We start from the raw sequence: 24,015 nt of genomic DNA, 5'->3' as shown, positions 1-24,015 counted from the left end.
TCAGGGTAGCTTCGATGACATCAGGACGAGCCGCTGGCGCAGTTGCTCCTGTGCTGCCGGGCTCGAGATGCCCACCTCACCGTCAAGCAGTAGCAGTTTGTCCCTGCACCAAGCTGGCCAACGATCGCCGTCATCATCAAGCGCAAGCCAGTCCAGCGGCTGCCGGCGCAGCACGTCCGCCCATATCTGCTCGCCTCGTGGGGTGTTTGCAAAGACCCACTCGGTTCCAGGATCGCTGCCGTGAATCCTTCGATGAAACGTCCCGCCCACAAATCGATGGCGCAGCTCTTTAGGCAGACGCTCCAGGGTGCGAGCGTAGCCGGGGCGCCGGCACCAACTCGAGCTCAGCACCAGCTGGATGTCTGGATACGGGTCCAGGAGCTCTACCAGTATGTCGACCCACTCGAATAGCACCCGGCCCGGGGCCTGCGACGGGTCGATGTAGATGCCTCGGGAAGGGGACACGTAAACGGCCTCGTGATGCACGACCCCGTCGAGGTCGACATAGACAAGCAATTGGCCATGGCCCCGTGTCATCGCCGGCCTCCCGCAATGCTGAAGACGCTGCGGCGGACTCGAACGCTGTAGCGCCCGGCTCCGCGCGGCCCGCGAGGGATTGGAGTGATCTCGATGGAGCCACTGACGACTTGGACAAAGACTCGTCGTCCCAGCCGCCACCATGCCGGCATCGCGTGACCTGGCTGCACGACCATTTCGAGATCGCCAGTGGTGCGCCGCTTGATGCGGCTGCCCAGCCTGGAATTCGTCACGCGTGACGAGGAGTGCGAGCTACGTCCTTTCAAAACGCATCCTCCGCATTGCACCGCATATTGCCGGCACATGCGCTGGCAGCGATCCGATCAAGAGGCCACCGGAATGTAGGGTCGGCCCGATCATTGGTTCGAACCTTTCGCGCCACGGGCACCAGCGGCCTCAGCGATTGCCTTCTCCACCTCCGCAGACACCTCGATGGGATCCTGCACGCGGAACAACTGCTGCCAACGAGCCCAGACGTATTGCGCATCCCCGTTCCAGCCCGCCGGCCCCCGCAGCGCATACACGCGCCCCGATTGCGTTTTGCAGCTCCGGGTCGCCGCATCGAAGGCCACGATCCGGCTGGTGACCCGGCCTTCCTGCTGATCCTCGCACCAGCCCACCAGATGCCGGTCGCCGTTGTCTAGCTGATGCACCTGCCAGTCATGCAGCACCGCATGGGGTTGCTCCCGCACCGGCGCCGCTCGCCACAGGCCGCCGGGGGTTACCACCAGGCGCAGCCCGTCAAAGCCTTCGTCGTGTTCTTCCATCTTTTCGATTCCTTTTCGTTGTTCCTGCTTCATGAGTCGCTGAGCACGTTTCGCTCAGTGGCCCTCAATGCAGCCGCGGCCCGTCGGGGTCGAGCGCAAGCGCAGCCCACACGTCCGATTCCGTCACTTCGGTGCGCTGGTCCCGCAGTGCCGCAGCAATCAGTCGCTCGGCCATGCGGTGCATCCGGCGCGGGCTCAGCCGGGCCAGCACGTACGCGCAGCGCCGATCGAACCCCATGCGGTCCTGGAGTCCCAGACGCTGCAACACCGCTTGAATCACCTGGCCCGCCACCTGGACCGCGTCACGCGCATCAGGCGGGCCGATGTCGAACACTTCGAAGCGGCTCACCAGTGGTGAGCCCATCCCCTGAATGGAGTTGGCCGTCGCGATGTAGGTGACCAGGCTGGCGTCGAACTCGATGTCGACCGAGATGTCCGTGATGCAGCGCGCTGTTTGCGGCTCCAGCACCCCGTGAAGCTGACTCAGCGGATCGATCTCCCGCCTGTTGCTCCCCAGGCAGCTCTTGTCCAGCTCGTCCAGCAGGATCACCGGATTGGCCGCCTCGCCCAGGCAGATCAGGTTGAACAGCAGCCCAGTCTCGGTGTTGCTCCAGAACTTGTCCGAGCCGCGCAGCTGACTGCCCGCGGACGGCTGATCGAAGGCAATGCTGGCGTGCGGCGCGCCCAACAGCTCAGCCACCCGGTGACTGAAATACGTCTTGCCCACCCCGGGCGGCCCCAGCAGCAGCATCGGCGGGATCCGCACCGAAGTACTCGCCGCATCGGCCAGCGCCAGCGTATCGCGCAGCAACTCGATGGGCGCCCGGAAGTTGGGCAAGGCCTGCTCCAGCTCGTCCATCGCCGCAGGCCAGTTGGCTGGGCGGGCGATCATCCGGTCCGGCCCACGCTGCAGCAGCTGACGCTGAATCTGATCCAGGCGCAATCGAACCTCTATGTCAGATGTCTTGCTGTTCAGGTCCTTGTTGGCCCGGGCGTCCTCCAGCTCGGCATATCGCGGCAACACACGGTGAAAACCTGGAGCCGCTTGTTCGGCCCGCCCCGGGGTTAGGGGAGGTGCCGGCGTGGCGTCGATCGTCTGCGCCGGCCCCTGTGCGTCTTCCGCTTGGCGTTGTGCAAGCTGCTCGTCAACCTTGCGTTGCCGAGCCAGCTCCAACGCGGCCTCCGCTTCCACGGCAACCGCGTGGGGCACCACCAGCAAGGCATGTTTCCCCACCCGAAAATACGCATAGCCATTCGGCAGACTGTCAGACATCGCAGGCCTCCAACGTCCAGGACTGCTTCACCGCGGCGTGCACAGCCCGTGTGACCCGATCAAGAGGCGCGGGCAGTGCGGCGACGTTGAGCTCGGACGCATTGAGCAGCAGCCGCAGCTCCTCGGCCATCGTGGCGTTCAGGCGCTCAATGCGTTGCAGCGGGCGCAGGAGTCGGTGGGTGCTCAGCCGGTGCGCCGTCAGGCCGGCGATGGCACGCGATCCGTCCCGGCTCAGCACCGGATCGAAGGTCTTTCCCAGGTCGAAGAACAGGGCCAGCAAGACGGCCAAACCGCGCTCTCGCTCGGTGGCTTGCGGATTGCCCTCCAGCGTGCCAAAGGCAAGCTCGGCCGCCCGCACGCTCTGATCGAACAGCCCACCCGGGTAGGTATGGTGGTCGGCCGCCGCCACGCGCCAGAAGAAGCGCCGCTGCAGTTGCGGGTCGGCCATGGCGATCATGAAGGCCGCCTGGACCTCCGGTTCAAGGCGCAGGAGCAGGCAGCGCAATGCCTGCATATGGGCGCCGCGGTGGTACAGCGAGCTCGGCACCCAAGCCATCTTGACGCCGGGCTCGGCGCGCTTGATGCTCAGCGGGCTGGGCGTCTCCTTGCCATGCGTTTGCAGCAGCCGCAGCTTGAGCCACTGGCCGGGCTTGACATCCTCTGGCAGCTGCTCGCGGTTGGTCTCGACACTCAGCGTGCCGATCGACAGCTGCAGCTGGCAGGTCCGGCGTCCGGCCCAGCCGTGTTCAACGCGCAGCACTTGGCCGAGCACCGAGGTGACTGTGCCGCGTCCGAGTACGCAGGCGACTTCACGGCTCGTGTCCAGCGTCTTGAATGGGAAATCTTTGGGCGAGATGTTCATGCGCGGCTCCCTTCGAGCGAGGTTTGAGTGCTGGTCTGGGCAGAGGGGGAGGGGATGGCGGAGATGGGGGACACGGTGGCCTTGCCCTCTTCGAGCGCCCGGCAGCACAGCATTTGCCAGTGCCAGGTCCCTCCATCGGTGTCCCGGCGCACGCGCAGCAGCACGACCTGGACCTGCGCGCTGCGATGCAGCTCGGGCAGGTGAACCATGGCGGCCGAGCTCAGCACGGTCAGCCGGCCCGTTGGCGTTTGCAAGATGCAGGAGACATGGCCCGAGGGCAGCAGCGTCAACGAGCGCACCGTGGCGGTTGCGGTCAGCAGACGTGAGGCGTTCTGATCGGGGCGGGGAAACTCTTGGCGGCGAGCCGAAGTGGTGAGTCGATTCATCGTGTGTCCTTGAAACGGTGTGTTGAGGCGTGGGTCGCCCTGCCATGCCACTGGGTGGCATTTGCATCTCGGGCGCGCAGTCCATTCAAGAAACTGCGGGCAAAGCGATCCCTGAGGCGGCTGCAGCGGGGCTGGCAGCCTCCTTGGATTCGGAAGAGGGGGTAGGGCGGGCCTAGTGCATCAGCACTGGCTGCACTGAGGGCGCGGGCGGAGGCTGCGCCGGGGGCGGCACCTCTGCGCCGTCAGGGCGGGCTGTGGGGCGCGGTGCCGAGTCTGCGGAGCCCTGCTCATGCGCGGGCACCTGGATCTGCCCGCTGCTGAAGCGAGAGGCCAGCAGGCGCTCGAACGCCGAGCCGTCGCGCCGAGTCAGGTTGGGTACATAGCGGCTGTAGACCCGGAACAGCATCTCGGTGCTGCTGTGGCCCAGCTGGCGCGCAATCCACTCCGGCGCCTCGCCGGCGGCAAGCCAGAGCGTGGCAGCCGTATGGCGCATCTGATAGGGCCGGCGCACCTTGAGGCCCAGGTGGCGCAGCAAGGGGTTCCACACCCGGTCGGTGAAGTTCTGGTTGTCCAGGCTGTTGCCCACCGTGTTGCAGAACACGTACTCGCTCACCCCGCTGGTGGCGGCATGCTGGCGCTGCAAGGCTTCGAACACCACCTGGCTCATCTGGATCTCGCGCTGCGAGCCGTCCGTCTTGGTGTATTCGTCCTCGCCGAGCACGACGGTTTCGCGGATCAGGATCAGGCGGCTGGCGAAGTCGACATACTTCCATTTGAGGCCATGGGCCTCACCGGTGCGCATGCCGGTCAGGAAGCGCACGGTGAAGTAGTCGCGGTAGTCGGCGCGCGCCGTTTTGAGGATCGCCTGCACCTCGTCCAGCGTGAACGGCTCGACGTCGGTCTTGCGGATCTTGAGCGGCTTGAGCGTGGTCATTGGCGACATGAAGCTGTGTTCCTCGGCGGCCTCGTTGAGGATCTGACGCAGCGGCGTCAAGATGCCGTTGATGCGCCGGTTGGACAGGCCCGCCTTGCCGGCACGGCCGGGCAGGGTGGCCAGTTGGCGGCGCAGTTCCAGAACCTGGTTGCGGGTGATCGTGTGCACCTGCTGGTCGCCGAAGAAGCCGCACAGGTGAGTCTCGACTGTCGACTGCATGGTCTCGCGATAGGAGCGGCGCCATTCGACTTCGTGGGCTTTGAGCCAGTGGGTGGCAGTGTCTCGGAAGCCTGGGGTGCTGCGAGAAGCGGACGCCGGACCGGATACCGAAGGCTGACCGTCCGCGGTTGCCATCGCGGCCGTACTGTGGGGCGGCGCTGCGGAGGCCACCTTTGGGGCGGCGCTGGATGGGAAGTAGGTTGCGTAGACAAACGTGCCGGCTGCGATCTCAGACTCGATGGCCAACAAGACTTTCTCGACACGCTTGCGGTTGGCAGGTGTGTCCACCAGTGCCGTGTATTCGCGGCATCGCTTGCCTGCGTACCGAAAGTCCAGAAACAGAGTGCCTCGGCTTGCGAGGGTTCGGACGCTACCCATGGAGCACGCCTCCATTTGCCATCGGAATGGCGGTCTTGGCCGATGCCGAAGCCAGAGCCATGTCCCGGCTGATCGCAGACCAGATGTACAGAATCTTCCTCCCACCAAACGGGCGGATGTAGTGAATGCCCTCAATGAGAACGCTGTCCTTGAGCCGTTCCCGAATCGTTCGCACGTCGTACTTGATTCGGCCGGACAACTCTTCCGTCGTTAGCAGTTCAGAATCCATCAGATCTCCTTGTCACTTTGTCACTCTGATAGACGATATTCTATAGACTGCTAGACATGTTGTCAACATGTCTAGCAGTCTATCTGCTGTGTGTGGGTACAATCGCCAGGTCTACGAGGTGCCCCGTGTCCAGAAATCAACTGAACGTTCGCGTGAGCGACGAGCTCGAGAAGCTCATCGACAAGAAGCGTATTCAGCTCAGCGAAGAGCTGGGTGCTATCCCGTCGCGGTCGGACGTCGTGCGCATTGCACTGGAGAGCTATCTCGGCGTTGACCTGAGCGACACCGATGCAGATCGCCGGAAGACGGATAGCAAGAAGTAGGCCTTTGGCAATTGGGCCGCCGCTTTCTTCGCTGCAACGCCTCCCACAGCGGCTTGGCCTGCATCTGCCGCATGGCCAAGCGTTCATCGGCTCCCATGCCGGAGAGTTCTCGTTCGACGCGGTAAATCTCCGCGAAGCGCCTGAGTGCCTTGGGCGCGGTGCCGCTGGCCTTGGCCTTCACCAGTTCGTCGAACTTCCTGCGGGCATGCGCGGCACATCCGGCTGCGATGCGCCCAGGATGTGCCTTGGCGTCGAGGACGCTATCGTAGGCGACGTATTCGTCGCGCACGAGCGTGCCCTGCCATTCGCGCACGCCCTCGCGTGGCGGCCCGAGGAACCTGATGGGGTACTGCGAGCCGCGCCCAGCGCAGAACTCGTACACGACACCTGGCGTGGGATCGAACGCACCCCGCGCGCAAGCCCACACGTAGGCCTTCTTCGTCTTTCCCGCACCCGGGTCCAGTACCGCCACCGGCGTCTCGTCGGCGTGCAGCACGCTACTTTCGAGCACGAAGCGCTTGTGCGCGTCGTACAGGGGCTGCAAACCAGCGCCGGCACGCCCTGACCATTGCGCCAGGGTCGAGCGCGGTATGTACACGCCGGAGCGGGAGTTGATGGCATCTTGTCGGTAGTACGGCAGGCGGTCGACGACGCGGCTGATCAGCGTGCGCGCCACCAGCCCGGAGGCCGGAATGCCGCCGTCGATGATCCGCGGCGCCACCGGCTCCTGAACGAGGCCCTGGCAACACCGGCAAACCCATTTGCCAGACACGTGGCGATGCACGAAGAACTCGGCCGGCACGATGTCCAGCCTCTCGCTGATGTCTTCGCCCACTCGAACCATTGGCCGCCCGCAGTCGGGCGTCGGACAGGTGGTGTCATCGGGTTCGTGTCGGTGTTCGACGCGGCGCAGATGCTCGGGCAAGGCCTGGCGCTTCGGGCGCTGGCGTTGATCCCTGGGCGGCTTGTCGTTCGTGCCCTGCAGTTGCGCCAGTTGCGCGAGCAGGCTCGCGTCGTCCTCGGTGAAGGTCTCTTCGAACAGGCGCCGCTGCTCAGCGCTCATGGCTTCGCTCTTGGCGCTGAACTTCCAGGCCTTCAGCCGAGCGAGCTCGAAGTTGACCTTCTCCAGCTTGGCGGTCTTGAACTGCAGCTCAGCGTCCTTGCGCTCGATCTCGCGGGCTTGGCTGGCGATGTGCTCGTCTCGCAGCTTCAGGTGGTGCTGCTGCGACCTGAGGTGGCGCTGCATCTGCCGAGCCAGCGTCGCGATGGCCTGGGGGCTCAAACCCGCAAGGTTGGCATCCACGATCTCGGTGATGTCGAGCATGGACCCAGATCGTGCGCCAAGCCGCGCACGGCGTCATCGGGACATCTGCCGATTGCCGCGCGGTGAGCGCCGAAGTGCCTGCTTCACAGCCGAGCTCAGACCCGCGTGATGACGCTCATCTGATCCAGGCGCTGCCAGGGCAGGCTCAGTACGAGGGCGTCGAATTGTGCTCGTGTCAGCGCTGCCGGCAGCGTGCCTGCTGCACTGGCGCTGGGCCACATGAAGCGCCCCTGGTTCAGACGCCGAGCAGCGCACCACAGGCCGAAGCCATCGTGCATGATCAGCTTCAGTCGCGTGCCCTTGGCGTTGGCGAACAAGTAGCCATGATGCGACTGCGCCGCTCCGAACACCTCGACCACGCGGGCCAGCAGCGTGTTCGAGCCCGCACGCATGTCCACCGGATTAACGGCCAACCACATCGCGTCGATCCGGATCACCGCAACCACTCCCGCAGCCAGGCTGCGCACTCGCTGGCGGCCTGACCGGGCCAGGTGATGTTCAACGTGGTGGCGCCACGGCGCAGTTCGATGCGGATGTCCTGCACTGGGGCCGCCGGCGCCGCCATCAGCGGCAGCGCGATGAACTCTGGGGCCGCAGCCGACGATCCGCTGACGTCCTGCGGCGTGCGCTTGTCGCGCTCTTGCCTGCGCCACGCATGGACCAAGTTTGCGTTGAGCCCGTGCTGCTGAGCAACCCCAGCCACCGAGGCACCGGGCCGCGCGCATTCGCTCAGTACCTGCTCGCGCAATTGCGCCGGGTGCTGCCGAACCTTCTTCCGTGTCGCGTGTTCCATCGCGTCCATGACAGAGTTGTCGTGGACACGAGACTCACCTGACAGCCGGCGATATTCAAGATGGGATCACCAGCCGCTTAGTGCGCCAGGAGACTGGCAGAGAGTAGTCGATGAAAGTTCGATACAGGAAAGGTATAGCGAACCACCCTGACCCCAACATGTTGTCGAAAGCGGGCACAGGACGGATGTGCTGGTAGGCACCCCGCAAGGGGTAGTGATCTCGCCGCTACTGGCGAACATCTACCTGCACTACGTCTTCGACCTGTGGGTGCAAGGCTGGCGGCGCCGCGACGCCAACGGTGACGGATCGTTGTGCGGTATGCCGACGACAGCGTGGCCGGGTTTGGGCGCAAGGCCGATGTCCACCGATTCCTTGAGGCGTTCAAGGAGCGACGCGCAAAGTTCGGGTTGGCGCTGAACGAGGAAAAGACGCGTGTGCTGGAATTCGGTCGCTTTGCGATCCAACACAGTGCACAGCGCGGCCTGCGAAGGCCAAAGACGTTCGACTTCCTGGGATTCACGCATATTTGTGCGACCAAGCGGGCGAATGGTCGATTCACTGTGAAGCGGCTGACCATTGCAAAGCGAATGTGCGCCACCCTCAAGGAGTTGCGACAGACGTTGAACCGCCGAAAGCACGAGTCGATCCCTGTGATCGGCAAGTGGTTGCGGAGCGTGGTTCAGGGATACTTCAACTACCACGCCGTACCTGGCAACGACCGACGCCTGAGCGCACTCCGAAGGGATGTTGCTCGGGTTTGGCTGCATGCTCTGCGACGGCGTGGCCAGCATGGACGAATGCCCTGGGTCCGGTTTCGGCGAATCGTCGCGCGCTACCTTCCACTCGTTTGGGTGCTTCACCCGTACCCGAGCGAGCGCTTCGCGTCATGACTCAAGGCAGGAGCCGTATGCGGTAGTTCCGCACGTACGGATCTGTGCGGGGGGCGAGGAGCAAGCCTAGTCCCTACCTCGACCATTCCAGGTGCAGTCGAAGGGTTTGTCGTAGTTGGCGCATGTGAATCCTGGGGGTGGGCATGAGGGACCGATAAATCGATCAGCACGCCCACGGCTCAGCTCACTTGCGCGCGCCCGGGGTGTCCGGGATCAGATTGAAACGCTGTCCGCGTTCCGCTGAAATGGGTGGCTTTGCGAACATAGGAACGCTTTGAAAGCACCCACAGGACAGAACAATGGAGAGGAGCCAGGGGAACGCTTGCGCCGCTTTGCTCGCTTGCGCGATGCAATCGCGCAGCGGTCTCAGGCACGCGGGGATTCGGGCACAGACCTTTCCCGCATCTTGGACATGTCGCGCGTCATTGGTAGCTTCGTCGAGCGGCTGCCGAACATTTATCCGACCGATGGGGGTAGCGATGGGGGAGTCGTGGGTGATGCTGTCCCTTTTGCTTGGGCTGCTGAACGTCAGGGGAGCGCAAAAGTGCTGGCTGGCGAGTTGGCTCCGCAGTGTCAGTGCAGTTGCAAGGACACGGAAAACGTCGAGCCCATGACGTGCCTTTGAGGCGGTTCAGTTATGCCCATCCATGTTGGGTGCCTTCGCGCCAATTGATGGTCTGGAATGCCTGCGCCGGCAGCGACACGGCCAGTGCCTTGACGCTCATCGGTTGACGCTTGGCCGTGGGCCGTGGCATCACAGGCGAGCGACCCGTGCCGCCATAGATGCCGGGCGCTGACGTGCATCGGAACAGCCCTCGCCGCGAACGTTCTCTCGCACCCATCGTTCCTCATGGGAAGCAAAGAGGCGCGTACAGAGCCATGATCTTATTGCCCCACAGTAGACTAGATTGATTCCAACCCGTTCAGCAGCAGCTTGGTCGTCAGCTCGGCGACATTGTCCAGCGACAGCGGCCCGTCAGCGTCGAACCAAGTGTAGGTCCAGTTGACGGCGCCGAAGGCAATCATCGTCAGAGCCATCGTCTGATGGCGGCCGCGGTCGATGCCCGGGTTCACCGCCAGCACCAAATCCCGCAGCACATGCGCGTAGGCGCGTTCCAGCACGCGAATCTCGGCGCGCTGATCGGGCGGCAGCAGGTTGATGTCCGAGAACAGCACCGCGTAGTTGATGCGGTACTCGGCATAGATTCTTAGGCACTCCAGCACGAAGGCGTGCAGGCGGTCGCGCGCACCGTCGCGTAGCGCAATGGCCTCGCGCACGCGAGTGCCGGCCAGCTCCAGAAAGTCGCGTAACAGCGTGAACAGCACCGCTTCCTTGTTCGGGAAGTAGTGGTAGATCCAGGCCTTGGACGAGGCGTTGCATGCCAAGGCGATCTCCGAGATCGACGTGCGATGGAATCCCTGCCTGGCGAACAGCTCGGCCGAGCGGTCCAGGATCAGCCGGCGCTTGTCTTCATGGTCTTTCGCACGCATCCCCACCATGTGCGGACTCCTTATTCGGTGCCGTGATTATCGACGATGATTTAAACGATCGTTCAAGGGGATACGCTGCCCCTTGGCGGGTTTCCCTTCGCCGTCCGTTGAAAGGGCAATGAACGAAGATCTCCCTGGCCGACACGAACCGCTGCATCGCGAGCGGCGCGGCCCGGTTTTGTGGCTGACCGGATGCAACGGCCCCGTGAATGCGCTGTCGCAGCCGGTGCGCCGGGGCTTGGCCGAGGGCGTGACCGCGGGTGACGCAGACCCGGCTGTCGAGGCCATTGTCGTGCACTGCGAAGGCCGCAGCTTCTTCGCCGGCGCCGATCTGGCCGAACTCGAGCTCGGGCTGCGCGCACCGGGTCTGCTGGAATTCGTCACCGCATGTGAGGACGCGCGCAAGCCGGTCATTGCGGCCGTGCACGGCACGGTGTTCGGCGGCGGGGTCGTGGTGGCGTATGCCTGCGACTACCGCATCGCGGCGGCCGGGACACGCTTTGCGATGCCCGAGGTCGGGCTGGGCCTATTGCCGGCCTTCGGCGGCACCCAGTACCTGCCACGCCTGCTGGGGGTCGAGGCGGCGCTGCAGTTGATCATCGATGGCGACCAGTGGGATGCGCAGCGCGCGCGGCAGGCCGGACTGGTGGACGAGATCGTGCCGGCGCCGGAGCTGCTTGCCACCGCCGCAGCATGGGCCAGGCGCCATCTGCCCAAGCGCCGGGTGCGCGACGCCACCGCACATCTGGCCGACGTGCCGGCCACCACGACCGCGTTCACCAAACGGCGCCAGACGATGGCGTCCCGCGCACCGGACTTCGAGGCGCCGCACATCTGTCTGCAGGTGATGGAGGCCGGCCTGCAGATGCCATTGGCCCAAGCCCTACTCTGCGAGCACGAGGCCTTCCTGTACTTGCTGCAGTCGCCTCAGTCGCGTCGTCTGCGGCAGCTGTTCTTCGCCGAGCGCAGGCTGCGGCGGGGCGGCTTCGACCGCGGGGCGATCGAGCAGCGGCTCCGCCTGGCAGGCCCCGCGCCGGACGATCTGCTGCGGGTCTCGCGCCGCTTGCTGCATGAAGGCGCGGTGCCCGACGTGGCCACGCTGGATGCCTTGCTGGTTGAGGTCACTGGTGCCCCGCGCCACGCGCCCAGCCTCATCGAAACCTTGCTAGGAGCGCCGCCTTGAACTTCGACATCCCCGACGACTGCCAGGCCATCGCCGCTGAGGTGCGCCGCGTGCTGGCGCAGACCTGTCCGATGGACGAGGTGCGCCGCTGCCTTGACGAGGCCGCCCCGAGCGCGGCCACCTGGCGCGCGCTGGCCGATCTGGGCGTGCTCGGCAGTGCGGTGCCCGAGCGCTGGGGCGGTAGCGGCGGCAGCGGCGGCAGCGCGCTGGCCCTGGCGGCTTGCGCCGCAGAGATCGGCTGGGCCTGCGCGCCGGTGCCGATGCTGGCCAGCGTCTACCTGGCCACCGAGGCCCTGCTGATGGCCGACGACGACGCGCTGCGCGAGCGCTGGCTGCCGGGCCTGGCCGGTGGCGACCTTGTCGGCAGCGTCGCGCTCGCGCCTGCGGCCCTGCACTGCCGCGACGGACGGCTGTCCGGCGCGTTGCCACTGGTGCCAGCGGGCGCGACGGCGGCTTTCGTGATCGTCGCCTGTGACGGCGTGCTGTGGTGCGTGGACCTTGATCACGTCGGCGTCGTGCGCCGGCCACTGCGCGTGCTGGACCCTGGCAGTCCTCTGGCGCAGATCGACCTCGACGGCGTGCCGGCCCTGGTGCTGGGCGAGGCGGCGCTGGAGGACACGCTGCACGACCGCGCCGCGGCGCTGCTGTCGATGGAGCAACTCGGTGGCGCCGATCGTGCGCTGGAGATGGCGCGCGCCTACGCACTGGAACGCCGCACCTTCGGCCGCGTCGTCGCGTCGTACCAGGCCATCAAGCACAAGCTGGCCGACATCTGGGTGAAGAACGAGATCGCGCGCGGCCACGCCTGGCATGCGGCCTGGGCCCTGGCCTGGAGCCCGCCCGCGCTGCCGCTGGCGGCCGCCAGCGCGCGCCTGGCCGCAAGTGCGGCCTACAGCTTCGCGGCCCAGGAAAACCTGCAGGTGCACGGCGGCATCGGCTTCACCTGGGAGGCCGATTGCCACCCGCTGTACAAGCGCGCGCGGTCCAGCTCGCTGGTCCTGGGTGCGCCCGCGGTGTGGCAGCGGCACCTCGTCAGCCGACTGGTCTCGACACGAGGAGGTAGCGATGAACTTTGACGACACGCCCGCCGAGGCCGCCTTCCGCTCCGAGGTGCGCACCTGGCTGGAAGCGAACGCCGAGCCCAAGCGGCATACGCGCGACTTCGTCGGCGACGGCCTGCCCCCGGCCGAGCGTCTGGCCGCCGCACGCGCCTGGCAGGCGAAGAAGGCAGCGGCAGGCTACGCCGCGGTGACCTGGCCGCGCGAGTTCGGCGGCCTGGGTGCGACGGTATTGCAGCAGCTCATCGTTCGCCAGGAGGAGAGCCGGTTTCGCAGCACCTTCGGCATCTTCGAGATCGGCCTGGGCATGTGCCTGCCGACCTTGATGGCCTATGGCAGCGAGGCCCACAAGGCAAGCCGCATCCGACCCGGACTGTACGGCCAGGAGATTTGGTGTCAGATGTTCAGTGAACCGGCTGCGGGCTCCGATGTCGCCGGCGTGCTGACGCGTGCACGGCGTGACGGCGACGGCGATGAATGGATCGTCAACGGCCAGAAGGTCTGGACCACCGGCGCGCAGTTCTCAGACTACGGCCTGCTGCTCGCCCGAACCGACCCCACGCTGCCCAAGCACGCCGGACTGACGATGTTCTTCGTCGACATGAAGAGCGCCGGCATCGAGGTGCGCCCGATCCGCCAGATGGCTGGCGAGAGCGAGTTCAACGAGGTGTTCTTCACCGACCTGCGCGTTCCCGACCACCAGCGCCTGGGCGCCGTGGGCGCCGGCTGGAAGGTGGCGCTGACGACGCTGATGCACGAGCGCCTGTCGGTCGGAGCCGAGATCGGCCTGCTGAACTTCGACGCGCTGTGGAGCGTGGTGCAGGACGCCGGTCAACTGCAGAACCCGCTGGCCATCGAGCAACTGGCCCAGGCCTGGGTGGCCGAGGAAGGCCTGCGCCTGCACCAGTGCCGCACGCTGACTGCGATGTCACGCGGCGGCGTGCCGGGGCCCGAGCAGTCGATCGCCAAACTGGTGAAGGCAACGCTCGCCCAGCGCATGGCCAACTTCGCGATTGAGCTGCAGGGCGAGGCCGGTCAGCTGGGCTGCGACGACCCCACTTCCAGCGGCCAGGCGGTCGAGCGCGCCTGGGCCTGGTCGGCCGCGATGCGCATCGCCGGCGGCACCGACGAGATCCTGCGCAACATCATTGCCGAGCGTGTGCTCGGCCTGCCTGAGGAGGCCCGGCAGGACAAGGGCATTCCGTTCAACGAGGTGCCACGATGAGAGTCTTCCTGTCCGCCGACATCGAGGGTGTGGCCGGCATCGCGCATTACCCGTCCACCGGTCCGGGCCGCTTCGACTTCGAGGCCGGCCGGCGCTGGATGACGCAGGAGGTGGCAGCCGCCTGCGACGCCGCGATCGAGGCCGGCGCCACCGAGGTGCTGGTCACCGACGGCCATGGCAGCGCGCACAACATCCTGTTCGACGAACTGCCCGACGCGGCGCGCTTGGTGCGCTCGTGGCCGCGGCCGCTGGTGCAGATGCAGGGCATAGACGACGGCCACTTCGACGCCGTCGTCTTCGTTGGCCACCACGCCAACGCGCCGAGCTGGGCTGGCATCCTGTCGCACACCTTCGTGCTGGCCTTCCGCGACGTGCGGCTTAATGGCGTATCGCAGTCCGAGACCTCGATGAACGCGCTGCTCGCCGCGCACTTTGGCGTGCCGGTTGTGTTCTCTTCGGGCGACGACGCCTACATCGCGCACTGCCGCGAACTGCTGCCCGAGATCGAGACCGTGGTCACCAAGAAGGTCTGCGGGCTGACCTCGATCGACAGCCTCAAGCCCGCCGTCGCGCAGCGGCTGATCCGCGAAGGCGTGAGCCGCGCGCTGGCGCGGCTGCCGTCGTTCAAGCCTCTGCCCCTTCCTGAGGCCTTCGAACTGGAGATCGATTTCGCCGAGCGCAGCCAGCCCGAGATGTGGCAATGGCTGCCCTGGTGCGAGCGCGTTGCGCCGTTCACGGTGCGCTGGCGGCTGCGCGACATGCCCGAGGTGATGCGCGTGATCGCCTTCGCGTCGTTCTACCAGAGCCACGGGGTGCCGCGCTATGGCGAAGGCAAGCCCTGACGGGCCTGCCGCCGCTGCCAACTACTGCGCCGAGATCGCCTGCAGCAGCAGGCGCTGGAAGTGCAGCACGCCGCCTTCCCAGTACGGCGAGAAGCGCGTGTCGATGCCCGCGGCGTCGCGGCTGGCTGCGACGCGCTGCACGTGCTGGACGAAACGGTCGTCCTGCCGCACGACCGTCTGCAGTCGCTCAGCACGGGCTGCGCGCCAGGCATCTTGCGCTGGTGTGCCGAAGGCCTGCGGCGAGGCGTACAAGCGGAACTCCAGGCGCGTGCGCAGCGGACCGTCCGGCGTGAACAGCGCCAGCAGCAGGCCAGATGCATTGAGCAGCACGATGCCGGTCGGAAACGTGTTCAGCACGTACGAGCAGCCCCGGTGCGCCTCGGTCATCGTCAGGCCCGGCGTCGCTGACAGGCCGGCCGGCGGCGGGGGCGGCGAGCTCCATTCGGGCTGACCGACGGTGCCGGCGTAGCAGCTTCCGGCGACCGTGCGCGCCGGGCGCTTGCCGATGCCGTCGAATAGCTACGGGTGCGCCAGCGGCAGGTGGTAGTCCTCGATGCCGCCTTCGACGGCCAGTCTTCAGTTGCCGGGGTAGTGGTGTTGCCAGGCGGCGATCAGTCGCAGGCCCTCGAGCTCGATGCCGTCGAGCAGGTCACAGAGCGGCGCGATGTGCTCGCGCAGCGGCGGTGCGCGGCCGTCGAGGTTGACGAGCACGAAGTCGTTCCAGCGCGCACTGCGCACTTCGACCAGGCCGAGTTCGCTGGCCTCGAACCCGGGACAGCGGTACTGCCCCTCGCCGACGACGTGGGTGGTGTGGCGCAGCGCGCCGTCCAGCGCATACGACCAGCCGTGCCGCGGACAGGTGATGCTGCGCAGCGCCTGGCGCGGTTCGGTGGCCAGCGCCATGCCGCGGTGCCGGCATACGTTGTGAAAGACGCGCAGGCTGCCGTCGGCCTGGCGCACCATTGGCAGCGCAGCGGCGTGCCGGCCAGTTCGGTGGGGACGAAATCACCAGGGTTCGGCACATCGCAGCCGAAGCCGATGGCGGCCCAAGTGCGCGGAAACAACTGCGACTGTTCCAGCGCGAAAAAGCCTTCGCTGTAGACGCGGCCGGGCAGGCCGCGGGCACTTTCGATGCGCTCGGCCAAGGCGCGGCGCTGGTGGTCGTCGATCCACGCGTCGAGTTCGGTGTCCGTGGTCTTCAGTCCCTTGTTTCGGTAGCAGTCAGCCGTTGCGGCGACAAGGCCCTGGCATCGAGGCTCAGGTTCTCGGGCCAGGGCACCCCGGCCACCAGCGCCTCGGTAGCCGCCGCCATCGCGGGCGCGGTCTGCAGCCCGTAGCCGCCTTGTCCGGCGAGCCAGAAGAACCCCGGCGCGTCCGCTGCGAAGCCGGCCACCGGCACACGGTCGGCCGCGAAGGTGCGCAGGCCGGCCCACTTGTGCAGCACCTGGCGCACGGTCATCGTCGTCACTTCTTCGATGCGCCAGGCAGCCAGTGCGATCTCGTACTCGTCGGGCTGCGCATCGCAGGGAAGCGAGGGCGTCTCGTCGGCCGGCGAGGCTAGCAGGTGGCCGGTCTCGGGCAGGAAGTAGAACTCGTTGGCCAGCGAGCGCACAAATGGCCAACCGCGCACGTCCACGCCTGGGGGTGGGTCGAAGGCGATGATGGTGCGCCTGAGCGGGGCCAGTCCCAGCGGCGCTACGCCGGCCCGGACGGCGATCTCGTCGGCCCAGGCACCGGCCGCGTTCACCAGCACCGGCGCTGCGTACTTGCCTTGCGCTGTGCCCACCTGCCAGGCATTGCCTACCCGTTCGATGGCCAGCACCTCGGCCCCCGTGACGAGTTGCCCACCCCGAGCGCGCAGCCCACGCAGGTATGCCGTCATCAGAGCATGGCCGTCCAGGCGCGCTGCGGCCGGGTCGAGCAGGCCGCGCGTGATACCCTCGCCACCGAGGCGCAGCACGGGCACGCGCGCTCGCATCTCAGCATGGCCGATCTCGTGCGCCGTGCCAGTGATGGCGGCCATCTCCAGCAGGTTCTGTTCGAACAGTGCGTCCTGCCCTTCACGCACCACCATCAGGGCCGGTGCCGGCGTGGCCAGTGGGACGTCGGTGAAGCCTGGTGGCGGGTCGGCGAAGAAGCTGCCGCTGGCCCGTGTAAGCATGCGCACCCGCAGGTTGCCGATGCCGAAGTGGTAGTAGGTGGCCGAGCGGCCTGACGAGTGGTAGCCGGTGACGCTCTCGCGTTCGAGCAAGATCACTCGACCATGGCCCGCCAGCCGCCAGGCCGCCGAGAGGCCGGCGATGCCGCCGCCGATGACCAGGATGTCGGCGCCTGTCGTGCCAATGCGTCCCGGGTCGATGCCCGACGTGCCAACCCCCGTCATGTCGGCGTCCCGCCAGCGCGCTGCATCAGCGCCTGCAGCTTGCGCAGCGGCAGCTCGTGTACCGTCGTCCCGCGCACACCACTCATCGTGGCGGCCATGGTCATCGAGTTGACGATGGCTTCCTCGGCCGCTTCGGCCGCCGCCGGCAGCAGCGGGTTCATGTCCTCGCCGGCCAGCATCGTCAAGCCCTGCACGATGCCGGTCTGTTCGAAGGGCAGCACGTTGGCGGTGGAGAAGGCCAGTGCGAAGTCGCCGCTCCGGTTATTGCCGAAGCCGCCGACGCGCGACAAGCCGGCATTGGCACGGCGTGCCAGCCGGTTGAGCTGCGGCGGCAGCAGCGGCGCGTCGGTGGCCACGACGATGACGATCGAACCCTTGGTCTCGTTCGCCTCGCCGTCGTCGCGCCGCTGCGGGCTCGGCGTAACGTCATAGCCCAGCTCGCGGCCTACCGGCACGCCGTCCACCGTCAGGTGGCGGCGGTTGCCGAAGTTCGACTGCACCAGCACGCCGACGGTGAAGGACTGCCCGGCGGCGCGCACGCACCGTGACGCGGTGCCGATGCCCGACTTGAACTCGAAGCTCATCATCCCCGTGCCGCCGCCGACCGCGCCTTCGGCCACCGGCCCGGTGGCGGCAGTGGCAATGGCGGCTTCGATGTGTTCGCGGCGCACCGGCGCGGCCAGGCCGTCGTTGAGCACGCCGTCGTAGGTCTCCGCCGCACAGGGCTGGTGCCAGCGCTCTGGCACGCCGTGACGGAAGGGCAGCGCCAGCAGCGTGTCGCGCGCCACACCGATCGAGAAGGCGGAGGTCAGCACAATCGGCGACGACAGCAGTCCTGCCTCGGAGATCCAGTGCGTGCCGGTGACCTCGCCGAAGCCGTTGTAGCGGTCGAAGCCGGCAAAGCAGCCGGACTTCCAGAGCTGGCCCAGCATTGGCACGATGGCGGTCACGCCACTGCGGATCACATGCGGCTGATCCTCGATCAGCGTGACATGGCCGACGCCGACACCCGCCACATCGGTGATCGCATTGAGGGGTCCGCAGGGCAGCGTGCCGACGGCTAGGCCGAGATCGCGGAGGCGAGCGCGCCCGAGAGGCTGAAGTGGATCCATGCAAGAAACTCCGTAGTTGCCTGTTTCAACGTCTGCCGGCACCCCAGACCGACACGCGTTGTCGGGGTTCGCACCCGGGCGCCGTTGATCCGTTGAGCCGCTGGGAGCCCACACCATGTCCGACCTGATCCGCCGCCGTCCATTGCTCACGTTCTACGTGCTGGCCTTCGTGCTGGGCGCGATCGTGACTTCGATCCGTCTGCTGGACCCTGGCGCGATGGGCGCGATGTTCAAGGACATGCGCACCAATCCCTGGCACCCGAACATGATCAGCGTGTTCCCCAAGGTGCTCGAGAGCCCGATCCTGTGGACCGGCTACCTCTTCCCGTTTGCACCGACGGCTGCGGCGCTCATCATCGTGGCCCTGGGTTGGGGCCGCAAGGGTCTGCGCGAGCTGTTTGACCGGTTCCGCTTCTGGCGCGATGGCGTCACCTGGCGGCAAGGCATGATGGTTTATGCGACGCTGTTTGCCGTTTACCTGGCAGCGGTCGCTTTTCTTCTGATCGTGCTTGTGCTGCGCGAGCCCAACTCGGGCTTGATTCCCATGCTGCAGCGCTATGGAAGCATGCCCTTTGCCATCTTCGGGTTCATGATCGTCGCACCGTTTCTTGGGCCGGGCGGGTTGCTGGAGGAATTGGGCTGGCGGGGTTTCATGTTTCCCCTGCTCGTGGAGAAACTTGCCAACCCGTTGCTGGCCTGCGTCGTCATCGGCGTGTTGTGGGGGCTGTGGCATTTCCCCCGCGAGATACCGTCCATCGTCTCGGGCAACCCAGCCATGCTCAAGGGCGGCAGCTGGGGTGGATTTGCGCTGAACCAGTTGCAGTTCCTGGCTGGCACCATCGTTGCCAGCATCCTCATCGCCTATGTCTACTTCAAGACCGGTGGCAGCGTCTGGGCAGCCATCCTCACCCACAACATCGGCAATGAATTCGCGGTCGGCCTGACGATCTTCACGAAGTCTCAGTTGCAGATCGCCGGGGTGGCGATGGACGTCGAAACCCCGTTCAAGGTGGCCATTGCCGTGCTCATCGTGGCCACCACGGGTACGCAGCTGGGGCGGCGGCGTGAAGGCACCTGAAGACATTGTGCAGGCCCAAATCGAGGCCTACAACGCTCAAGACATCGAGGCCTTCCTCGCCTGCTACCACCCCGAGTGCGAGTTCGTGCCCTGGAACGGCGAGGTGGATCTGCGCGGGCACGCTGCATTTCGCGAGGCCTACTCGCAGCTGTGGCGCCGCTCGCCCCGGCTGCAGGCGCGCATCCTGCAGCGCATCGTGGTGGGCCGCCACGTGATCGATCTGGAGCTGATGCTGCACCACGTGGCTGGCCCACGCGACCCCTTGGTGGTGATCTACGAGACCGAAGGCGTGTACATCCGCCGCGTGCACGTGCTGACGCACAAGGACTGAAGCAAGTCGCAGAACAGCGCCCTCCGCGCATCAGCACGGCCGCTGTTCGGGACATGCGCGCGTGGTTACCGGTCGCCGTTGCCGCGGCAGCGGCGGGCCTTCACAGGTGGTAGCGCCGCAGCACCCACGCGCCCGCCACAACAAGAGCCGCCGGTACGAGCGAAAACGCCAGCCCGGTGCCGACCAGCGCCGAAGGGGGCTGCAGGGCCATGCCATCGGCAGATGGCACGAATCCCGACACACTCAAGACGGCCGCCGTGATCAGGGGCCCCAGTGCAAGACCAGCCTTTTCGCCGGCGATGAAAAGGCCCGTGAAGCTGCCCTCGCACCGCAGGCCACTGTGCTGCGCATCGCGCTCGATGACGTCGGTGAGCATCGAGAAGGGCAGCAACTGTGTGCCGGCAAAGCCGACGCCCGCCACGGCGCATAGCGCATAGAACAGTTGTGACGGCGAGGTGCGGTCGATCACTGCCATCAGGGCCACTCCCGCGCCGAACACCAGCGCCGCGGCGATGGCGCAGCCGGGCTTGCCGAAGCGGCGGGCCGCCGCCACCCATATCGGCATGGCCGCGATCGCCGCCAGCAACAGGCAGCCGAAAGCCAGACCCACCGTGTCAGGCTTGCCGCCCAACACGTGAACGCAGAAGTAAGGTGCGGCGGCGGCCATGGCGCCATTGCCAGCCAGCACAAGGACATAGGCCAGCAACAGCACGAAGTAGGGCCTGTTGGCCAGCGTCAGGCGCAACTGCTCGCCAGCGGGCATGGTGTGGGCGCTGGCAGGACGCAGCGGGAAACTGCGTGCGCTGATTGCGGTGGTCAGCATCGCCAGCGCGATCAGCACCGCGAGCGCCGTGCCCATCGTGCGGTAACCCTCGCGGCCGCCGCCGGCGGCCTGCACCACCATCGGTCCGGCCACGGCGCCGGCGATGGTGCCTAGCAGCACGAATCCCATGCGTCAGGACATGATCACGGTGCGCTCGTGCGGGTCGTCGCTCATCTCGGCCGGCATGGCGGCATAGGGCACGGCGAAGAGTGTGTACGCGCTCATGCCGACGAAGAAGACGACGCCCACCCAAAGCGCGCGTGCTTGGGCCGAGCCCAGGTCAGGCACGCTGAGCAGGGCAAAGAAGGCAATCGCCGAGAGTGTGCCGTCTACCAGCAGGTAGGGCTGGCGGCGGCCCTAGCGGCTGTGGGTGCGGTCGGAGGCGACACCGACCATGGGGTCGAATACCACGTCCCAGAACTTCGGGATGAACAGCACCACACCGGCCATAGCAGCTGCAATGCCCAGCGTGTCGGTCATGAAGGAGAGCAGCAGGACGCCGGTGACCGACGAGAACAGAGCCGTTCCCACCGACCCCGCGGCGTACAGCAGCAGCGTCCCGCGCTTCAGCGTCGTGCCTCTGGGGACAGCGTGGCCAGCGCGGCGTCCAGCCCGGCCGCCAGCTTGTCGACGATCTCGCCCACCTGCGCGTCGTCGATGATGAAGGGCGGCGCCAGCAGGATGTGGTCGCCGTTCATGCCGTCGGCGGTGCCGCCCATCGGGTAGCAGATGAGTCCGCGGTCCATGGCCTCGCGCTGGACGCTGCCCCACAGCATCAGTTGCGGGTCGAAGGTGGCCTTGGTTTCGCGGTCGCGCACCAGTTCCAGGCCCAGCAGCAAGCCGCGGCCGCGGATGTCGCCGACATGCGGATGGTTGGCGAATCGCTCGGCCAGGGCAGCGCGCAGCCGCTGACCCATCGTTTGCACGCGTTCGAGCAGGTGACGTTCGCGGATGGCCGTGATGACGGCCAGGGCCGCGGCACAGGGTGTGGCGCTGGCGTTGTAGGTGTGTCCGTGTATGAAGTAGCCGCGCTTGTCGGCAATGGTGTCGAAGACACGGCCCGAAACGACGATGGCCGAGATGGGCTGGTAGCCCGCGCCCAGGCCCTTGGCCAGCGTGACGATGTCGGGCGTGACGCAATCCTGCTCGATGGACAGGTAGGTGCCCGTGCGGCCGGCACCGGTCAGAATTTCGTCGGCGATGAACAGAATGCCGTAGCGGTCGAGCACGGCCTTCACGGCCTTGAAGTAGCCGGGCAACGCGGGCACGGCGCCATTCGTGGCACCGACCACGGGCTCGGCAATGAAAGCAGCCACCGTGTGGGGCCCGACACGCTGGATGGTGGCCTCGAGCTCTTGCGCCAGGCGCGCCACATAGGCTGCGTCGGTCTCGCCGGCTTGCTGGTCACGGTAGGCGTAGCAGGGCGACACGAAATCGGCCGGCATCAGCACGTCCTCGAACAGCATGCGCCGAACCACGTTGCCTGAAACCGCCAGTCCGCCCATCGCGCAGCCGTGATAGCTCTGGCGGCGGGCGATGAAGCGGCGGCGCGCGTTCTGGCCGTTGTCCAGGTGGAACTGCAACGCCATCTTCAGCGCGCCGTCCATCGACTCGCTGCCACCCGAGCCGAAGAAGACCCAGTCGAGCCCCTTGGGCGTCATCTCGACCAGTGCGTCAGCCAGGCGTTCCGACGCCTCGGTGGTGAAGTAGGCGTTATAGACGTAGGCCAGCTCATGCGCCTGCTTCGCGATGGCATCAGCCACACCGGTGTCGCTGTAGCCAAGGCTGGAAACACCGGCGCCACTGGCAGCGTCGAGGTAGCGTTTGCCGCTGCTGTCGACGATGTAAGGCCCATCGCCGCGCACGGCCACCGGGTAGGGCTTGCGCATGTAGCGCTGGAAAACGTGGCTCATGTTGCAGCCTTCATTTGCAGCCTCAGGGTCTTCTTGTCCAGCTTGCCCAGCGGCGTCATGGGCAGCGACTCGACAAAGCGCACCAACTTGGGCGCCTGCATCGCGCCCTTGCGCTCTCGCACCGCTGCTATCAGCGCCTGGGCGTCCAGCGCCACACCGGGTTTCGGTACGACCAGCGCGGTGACGGCCTCGCCCCAACTCTCGTCCGGCAAGCCGACGACGGCGACCTGGGCGACACCTGGCATGGCAGCGATGACGTCTTCGAGTTCACGCGGAAAGACGTTGAGTCCCCCGCTGATGATCATGTCCTTCTTGCGGTCGACGATGTAGAGATAACCGTCGGCATCAAAGCGTCCCATGTCACCGGTGTGCAGCCAGCCGCCTGCAAGGGCCGCATCGGTTTCCTCGGGCCGCTTCCAATAGCCGGCCATCACATGCGGGCCTCGGACGCAGATCTCGCCCACTTCTGCGCTGGGTACGGGCTGCAGTTGTTCGTCCAGCAGGGCCACTTCGATGTCGGCAAAGGGCACGCCGCAGGACGCCAGCCGCTCGGGGTGTCGCAGGTCGTGTTGCTGTTTGCCCAGCCACGCAATGCAGGTTGGGGCCTCGCTCTGTCCATAGAGCTGCATGAAGACCGGCCCAAAGGTGTCCAGCCCCTCGGCCAGACGCGATGGCAGCATTGGCGCCGCACCATAGAAGATGGTCTTCAGCGAGGACAGATCGCGTGGCTTGGTTCGGGCGGCTTCGATCAGGCGGTAGATCATCACCGGCACCAGAAAGGTGGCGCTGATGCGCTCGCGCTCGACATAGCCGAGAAGCGCGTCGGCATCGAAACCCCCCAGCATGTGGAAACTGCCGCCGCGCAGCGCCACGGGCAGCGCCATGACGCCAGCGGCATGCGACACCGGGGTGGCGGCCAGCATGCGCAGATCGTCGGGCCATTCCCACTCCGCGGCCATCATCGTCACCGAGGCCAGCAGCGTGGCATGCGTGTGCACCACGCCCTTGGGCCGCCCCGTGGTGCCGCCGGTGTAGCCGATGACGGCGATGTCCTGCGGCCGGGCACGGACGTCCAGCGGGGCCGGTGCGGCCACGGCGGCGGCCGCCATGACGTCGAAGGCACCCTCCAGCGGCCCCAGCGAGAGCAGGTGCTTCAGTGTGGGCACACGTTCACGCATGGCCCGGCCGCGCTCGGCGAACAGCTTGTCGTCGACCAGCAGCGCGTCTATCTCGGCATCGGCCAGCATGAAGGCCAGGTCGTCTTCCGACGTGAGCGCCGAAAGTGGTGTCAGCCGCAGACCGGCGATGTAGGCCGCGTAGGAGGCCGACAGCACGTCGATCCTGTTGCGCGACAACAGTGCCAGGCTGCTGCCCGGCACCAGGCCCAAGGACTGCAGCACCGTGACCATGCGCGCGGTGCGGTCGGCCATCTGGGTGTAGCTCAGGCGTTCGCCATCGCCCACCAGCATCTCCGCGTCGCCACGACGCTGGAAGGCCCGCGCCAGCAAGTGGCCGATGGTGCCTCCTCGGCGCAGGGTGTTTTCTGTGCTGTCGCTCATGGTCTGGCAGTTTTTTTGCTGGTGACTACTCAACGGCGCGGGCCGTGCGTTCCCGACATCTGTCGGGTTCAACCCCTGCCGCCCGTTTCAAGCGTTCAGGA

General features: G+C 66.6%; 24 protein-coding genes and 2 pseudogenes. 7 read left to right on the top strand and 19 right to left on the bottom strand.

Annotated elements, in window-relative coordinates:
- The 10 genes from DES47_RS27270 to tnpA all read right to left on the bottom strand — a co-directional run bounded on the left by DES47_RS27270 (position 1) and on the right by tnpA (position 8,034).
- Positions 1-537 carry an HAD domain-containing protein gene (locus DES47_RS27270; protein ID WP_166652204.1) on the bottom strand — a complete coding sequence of 179 codons (537 nt, stop codon included), beginning with the start codon at positions 535-537 and terminating at the stop codon, positions 1-3.
- Between the two features lie 356 nt (positions 538-893).
- Complete coding sequence (locus tag DES47_RS27265) at positions 894-1,337, bottom strand: hypothetical protein (RefSeq protein ID WP_133703943.1); 444 nt, start codon at positions 1,335-1,337, stop codon at positions 894-896.
- A 31-nt stretch (positions 1,338-1,368) separates the two neighbouring features.
- Positions 1,369-2,577, bottom strand: a complete 1,209-nt coding sequence (locus tag DES47_RS27260) for an AAA family ATPase (protein ID WP_133703942.1) — start codon at positions 2,575-2,577, stop codon at positions 1,369-1,371.
- The gene (locus DES47_RS27255) at positions 2,570-3,439 is read right to left on the bottom strand and encodes a hypothetical protein (RefSeq protein ID WP_133703941.1); all 870 of its coding nucleotides are present in this window, start codon (positions 3,437-3,439) and stop codon (positions 2,570-2,572) included. Before DES47_RS27255 ends, DES47_RS27260 begins: the two co-directional genes overlap by 8 nt.
- Positions 3,436-3,825 (bottom strand): hypothetical protein, encoded by a 390-nt coding sequence (locus DES47_RS27250; protein ID WP_133703940.1) that lies wholly within the window; start codon positions 3,823-3,825, stop codon positions 3,436-3,438. The genes DES47_RS27255 and DES47_RS27250 overlap by 4 nt, the downstream gene beginning before the upstream one ends.
- Positions 3,826-3,997: 172 nt before the next feature.
- Positions 3,998-5,356: a site-specific integrase gene (locus DES47_RS27245; RefSeq protein WP_133703976.1), complete on the bottom strand. Its 1,359-nt coding sequence runs from the start codon at positions 5,354-5,356 to the stop codon at positions 3,998-4,000.
- Positions 5,349-5,585, bottom strand: coding sequence for a hypothetical protein (locus DES47_RS27240; protein ID WP_133703939.1), 237 nt, complete (start codon positions 5,583-5,585; stop codon positions 5,349-5,351). Before DES47_RS27240 ends, DES47_RS27245 begins: the two co-directional genes overlap by 8 nt.
- A 216-nt stretch (positions 5,586-5,801) precedes the next feature.
- Positions 5,802-7,232, bottom strand: coding sequence for an IS66 family transposase (gene tnpC / locus DES47_RS27235; protein ID WP_133703938.1), 1,431 nt, complete (start codon positions 7,230-7,232; stop codon positions 5,802-5,804).
- A 95-nt stretch (positions 7,233-7,327) separates the two neighbouring features.
- Positions 7,328-7,651: an IS66 family insertion sequence element accessory protein TnpB gene (tnpB, locus tag DES47_RS27230; RefSeq protein ID WP_133703937.1), complete on the bottom strand. Its 324-nt coding sequence runs from the start codon at positions 7,649-7,651 to the stop codon at positions 7,328-7,330.
- A 14-nt stretch (positions 7,652-7,665) separates the two neighbouring features.
- On the bottom strand, positions 7,666-8,034 hold the full coding sequence (gene tnpA, locus DES47_RS27225; protein ID WP_133703936.1) for an IS66-like element accessory protein TnpA: 369 nt from the start codon (positions 8,032-8,034) through the stop codon (positions 7,666-7,668).
- 303 nt (positions 8,035-8,337) lie between these two features.
- Here tnpA and DES47_RS27220 point away from each other — a divergent pair, with 303 nt between their 5' ends.
- Complete coding sequence (locus tag DES47_RS27220; RefSeq protein ID WP_243748484.1) at positions 8,338-8,916, top strand: RNA-dependent RNA polymerase family protein; 579 nt, start codon at positions 8,338-8,340, stop codon at positions 8,914-8,916.
- Between the two features lie 653 nt (positions 8,917-9,569).
- Here the strand turns inward: DES47_RS27220 and DES47_RS27215 are convergent.
- Positions 9,570-9,698: pseudogene (locus tag DES47_RS27215) on the bottom strand (IS701 family transposase); the annotation flags it as partial.
- Positions 9,699-9,819: 121 nt separating this feature from the next.
- Positions 9,820-10,416 (bottom strand): TetR/AcrR family transcriptional regulator, encoded by a 597-nt coding sequence (locus DES47_RS27210; RefSeq protein ID WP_133703935.1) that lies wholly within the window; start codon positions 10,414-10,416, stop codon positions 9,820-9,822.
- A gap of 109 nt (positions 10,417-10,525) precedes the next feature.
- Between DES47_RS27210 and DES47_RS27205 the strand changes: the two genes are divergently transcribed.
- From DES47_RS27205 to DES47_RS27190, 4 genes are read left to right on the top strand one after another with little or no spacing between them, the layout of a single operon-like run.
- Positions 10,526-11,590: an enoyl-CoA hydratase/isomerase family protein gene (locus tag DES47_RS27205; protein ID WP_133703934.1), complete on the top strand. Its 1,065-nt coding sequence runs from the start codon at positions 10,526-10,528 to the stop codon at positions 11,588-11,590.
- The gene (locus DES47_RS29475) at positions 11,587-12,666 is read left to right on the top strand and encodes an acyl-CoA dehydrogenase family protein (protein ID WP_133703933.1); all 1,080 of its coding nucleotides are present in this window, start codon (positions 11,587-11,589) and stop codon (positions 12,664-12,666) included. The genes DES47_RS27205 and DES47_RS29475 overlap by 4 nt, the downstream gene beginning before the upstream one ends.
- Positions 12,656-13,873 (top strand): acyl-CoA dehydrogenase family protein, encoded by a 1,218-nt coding sequence (locus DES47_RS29470; protein WP_133703932.1) that lies wholly within the window; start codon positions 12,656-12,658, stop codon positions 13,871-13,873. The genes DES47_RS29475 and DES47_RS29470 overlap by 11 nt, the downstream gene beginning before the upstream one ends.
- Positions 13,870-14,715 carry a M55 family metallopeptidase gene (locus DES47_RS27190; RefSeq protein ID WP_133703931.1) on the top strand — a complete coding sequence of 282 codons (846 nt, stop codon included), beginning with the start codon at positions 13,870-13,872 and terminating at the stop codon, positions 14,713-14,715. Before DES47_RS29470 ends, DES47_RS27190 begins: the two co-directional genes overlap by 4 nt.
- A 21-nt stretch (positions 14,716-14,736) precedes the next feature.
- Here the strand turns inward: DES47_RS27190 and DES47_RS27185 are convergent, their stop codons facing one another.
- The 4 genes from DES47_RS27185 to DES47_RS27170 all read right to left on the bottom strand — a co-directional run bounded on the left by DES47_RS27185 (position 14,737) and on the right by DES47_RS27170 (position 18,210).
- Positions 14,737-15,102 carry an SRPBCC family protein gene (locus DES47_RS27185; RefSeq protein WP_243748483.1) on the bottom strand — a complete coding sequence of 122 codons (366 nt, stop codon included), beginning with the start codon at positions 15,100-15,102 and terminating at the stop codon, positions 14,737-14,739.
- A 189-nt stretch (positions 15,103-15,291) separates the two neighbouring features.
- Positions 15,292-15,678 (bottom strand): aromatic ring-hydroxylating oxygenase subunit alpha, encoded by a 387-nt coding sequence (locus tag DES47_RS27180; protein WP_133703929.1) that lies wholly within the window; start codon positions 15,676-15,678, stop codon positions 15,292-15,294.
- A gap of 235 nt (positions 15,679-15,913) precedes the next feature.
- Complete coding sequence (locus tag DES47_RS27175; RefSeq protein ID WP_133703928.1) at positions 15,914-17,098, bottom strand: NAD(P)/FAD-dependent oxidoreductase; 1,185 nt, start codon at positions 17,096-17,098, stop codon at positions 15,914-15,916.
- Positions 17,095-18,210, bottom strand: a complete 1,116-nt coding sequence (locus DES47_RS27170; RefSeq protein WP_133703927.1) for a P1 family peptidase — start codon at positions 18,208-18,210, stop codon at positions 17,095-17,097. The genes DES47_RS27175 and DES47_RS27170 overlap by 4 nt, the downstream gene beginning before the upstream one ends.
- 115 nt (positions 18,211-18,325) lie before the next feature.
- Here DES47_RS27170 and DES47_RS27165 point away from each other — a divergent pair, with 115 nt between their 5' ends.
- Both DES47_RS27165 and DES47_RS27160 read left to right on the top strand, forming a co-directional pair.
- Positions 18,326-19,288 carry a CPBP family intramembrane glutamic endopeptidase gene (locus DES47_RS27165; protein ID WP_133703926.1) on the top strand — a complete coding sequence of 321 codons (963 nt, stop codon included), beginning with the start codon at positions 18,326-18,328 and terminating at the stop codon, positions 19,286-19,288.
- Positions 19,275-19,619 carry a nuclear transport factor 2 family protein gene (locus tag DES47_RS27160; protein WP_166652203.1) on the top strand — a complete coding sequence of 115 codons (345 nt, stop codon included), beginning with the start codon at positions 19,275-19,277 and terminating at the stop codon, positions 19,617-19,619. Before DES47_RS27165 ends, DES47_RS27160 begins: the two co-directional genes overlap by 14 nt.
- 100 nt (positions 19,620-19,719) lie before the next feature.
- Here the strand turns inward: DES47_RS27160 and DES47_RS27155 are convergent.
- From DES47_RS27155 to DES47_RS27135, 3 genes and pseudogenes are all read right to left on the bottom strand, one after another.
- Positions 19,720-20,991, bottom strand: a pseudogene (locus tag DES47_RS27155) (MFS transporter).
- A 17-nt stretch (positions 20,992-21,008) separates the two neighbouring features.
- Positions 21,009-22,355: an aspartate aminotransferase family protein gene (locus DES47_RS27140; protein WP_133703921.1), complete on the bottom strand. Its 1,347-nt coding sequence runs from the start codon at positions 22,353-22,355 to the stop codon at positions 21,009-21,011.
- Positions 22,352-23,914 (bottom strand): AMP-binding protein, encoded by a 1,563-nt coding sequence (locus DES47_RS27135; protein ID WP_133703920.1) that lies wholly within the window; start codon positions 23,912-23,914, stop codon positions 22,352-22,354. Before DES47_RS27135 ends, DES47_RS27140 begins: the two co-directional genes overlap by 4 nt.
- Positions 23,915-24,015: the final 101 nt, after the last annotated feature.

The organism is Roseateles toxinivorans, from assembly GCF_004362525.1.
Classification (GTDB): domain Bacteria; phylum Pseudomonadota; class Gammaproteobacteria; order Burkholderiales; family Burkholderiaceae_C; genus Paucibacter; species Paucibacter toxinivorans.
This window is presented reverse-complemented; position numbering and strand designations above follow the sequence as displayed.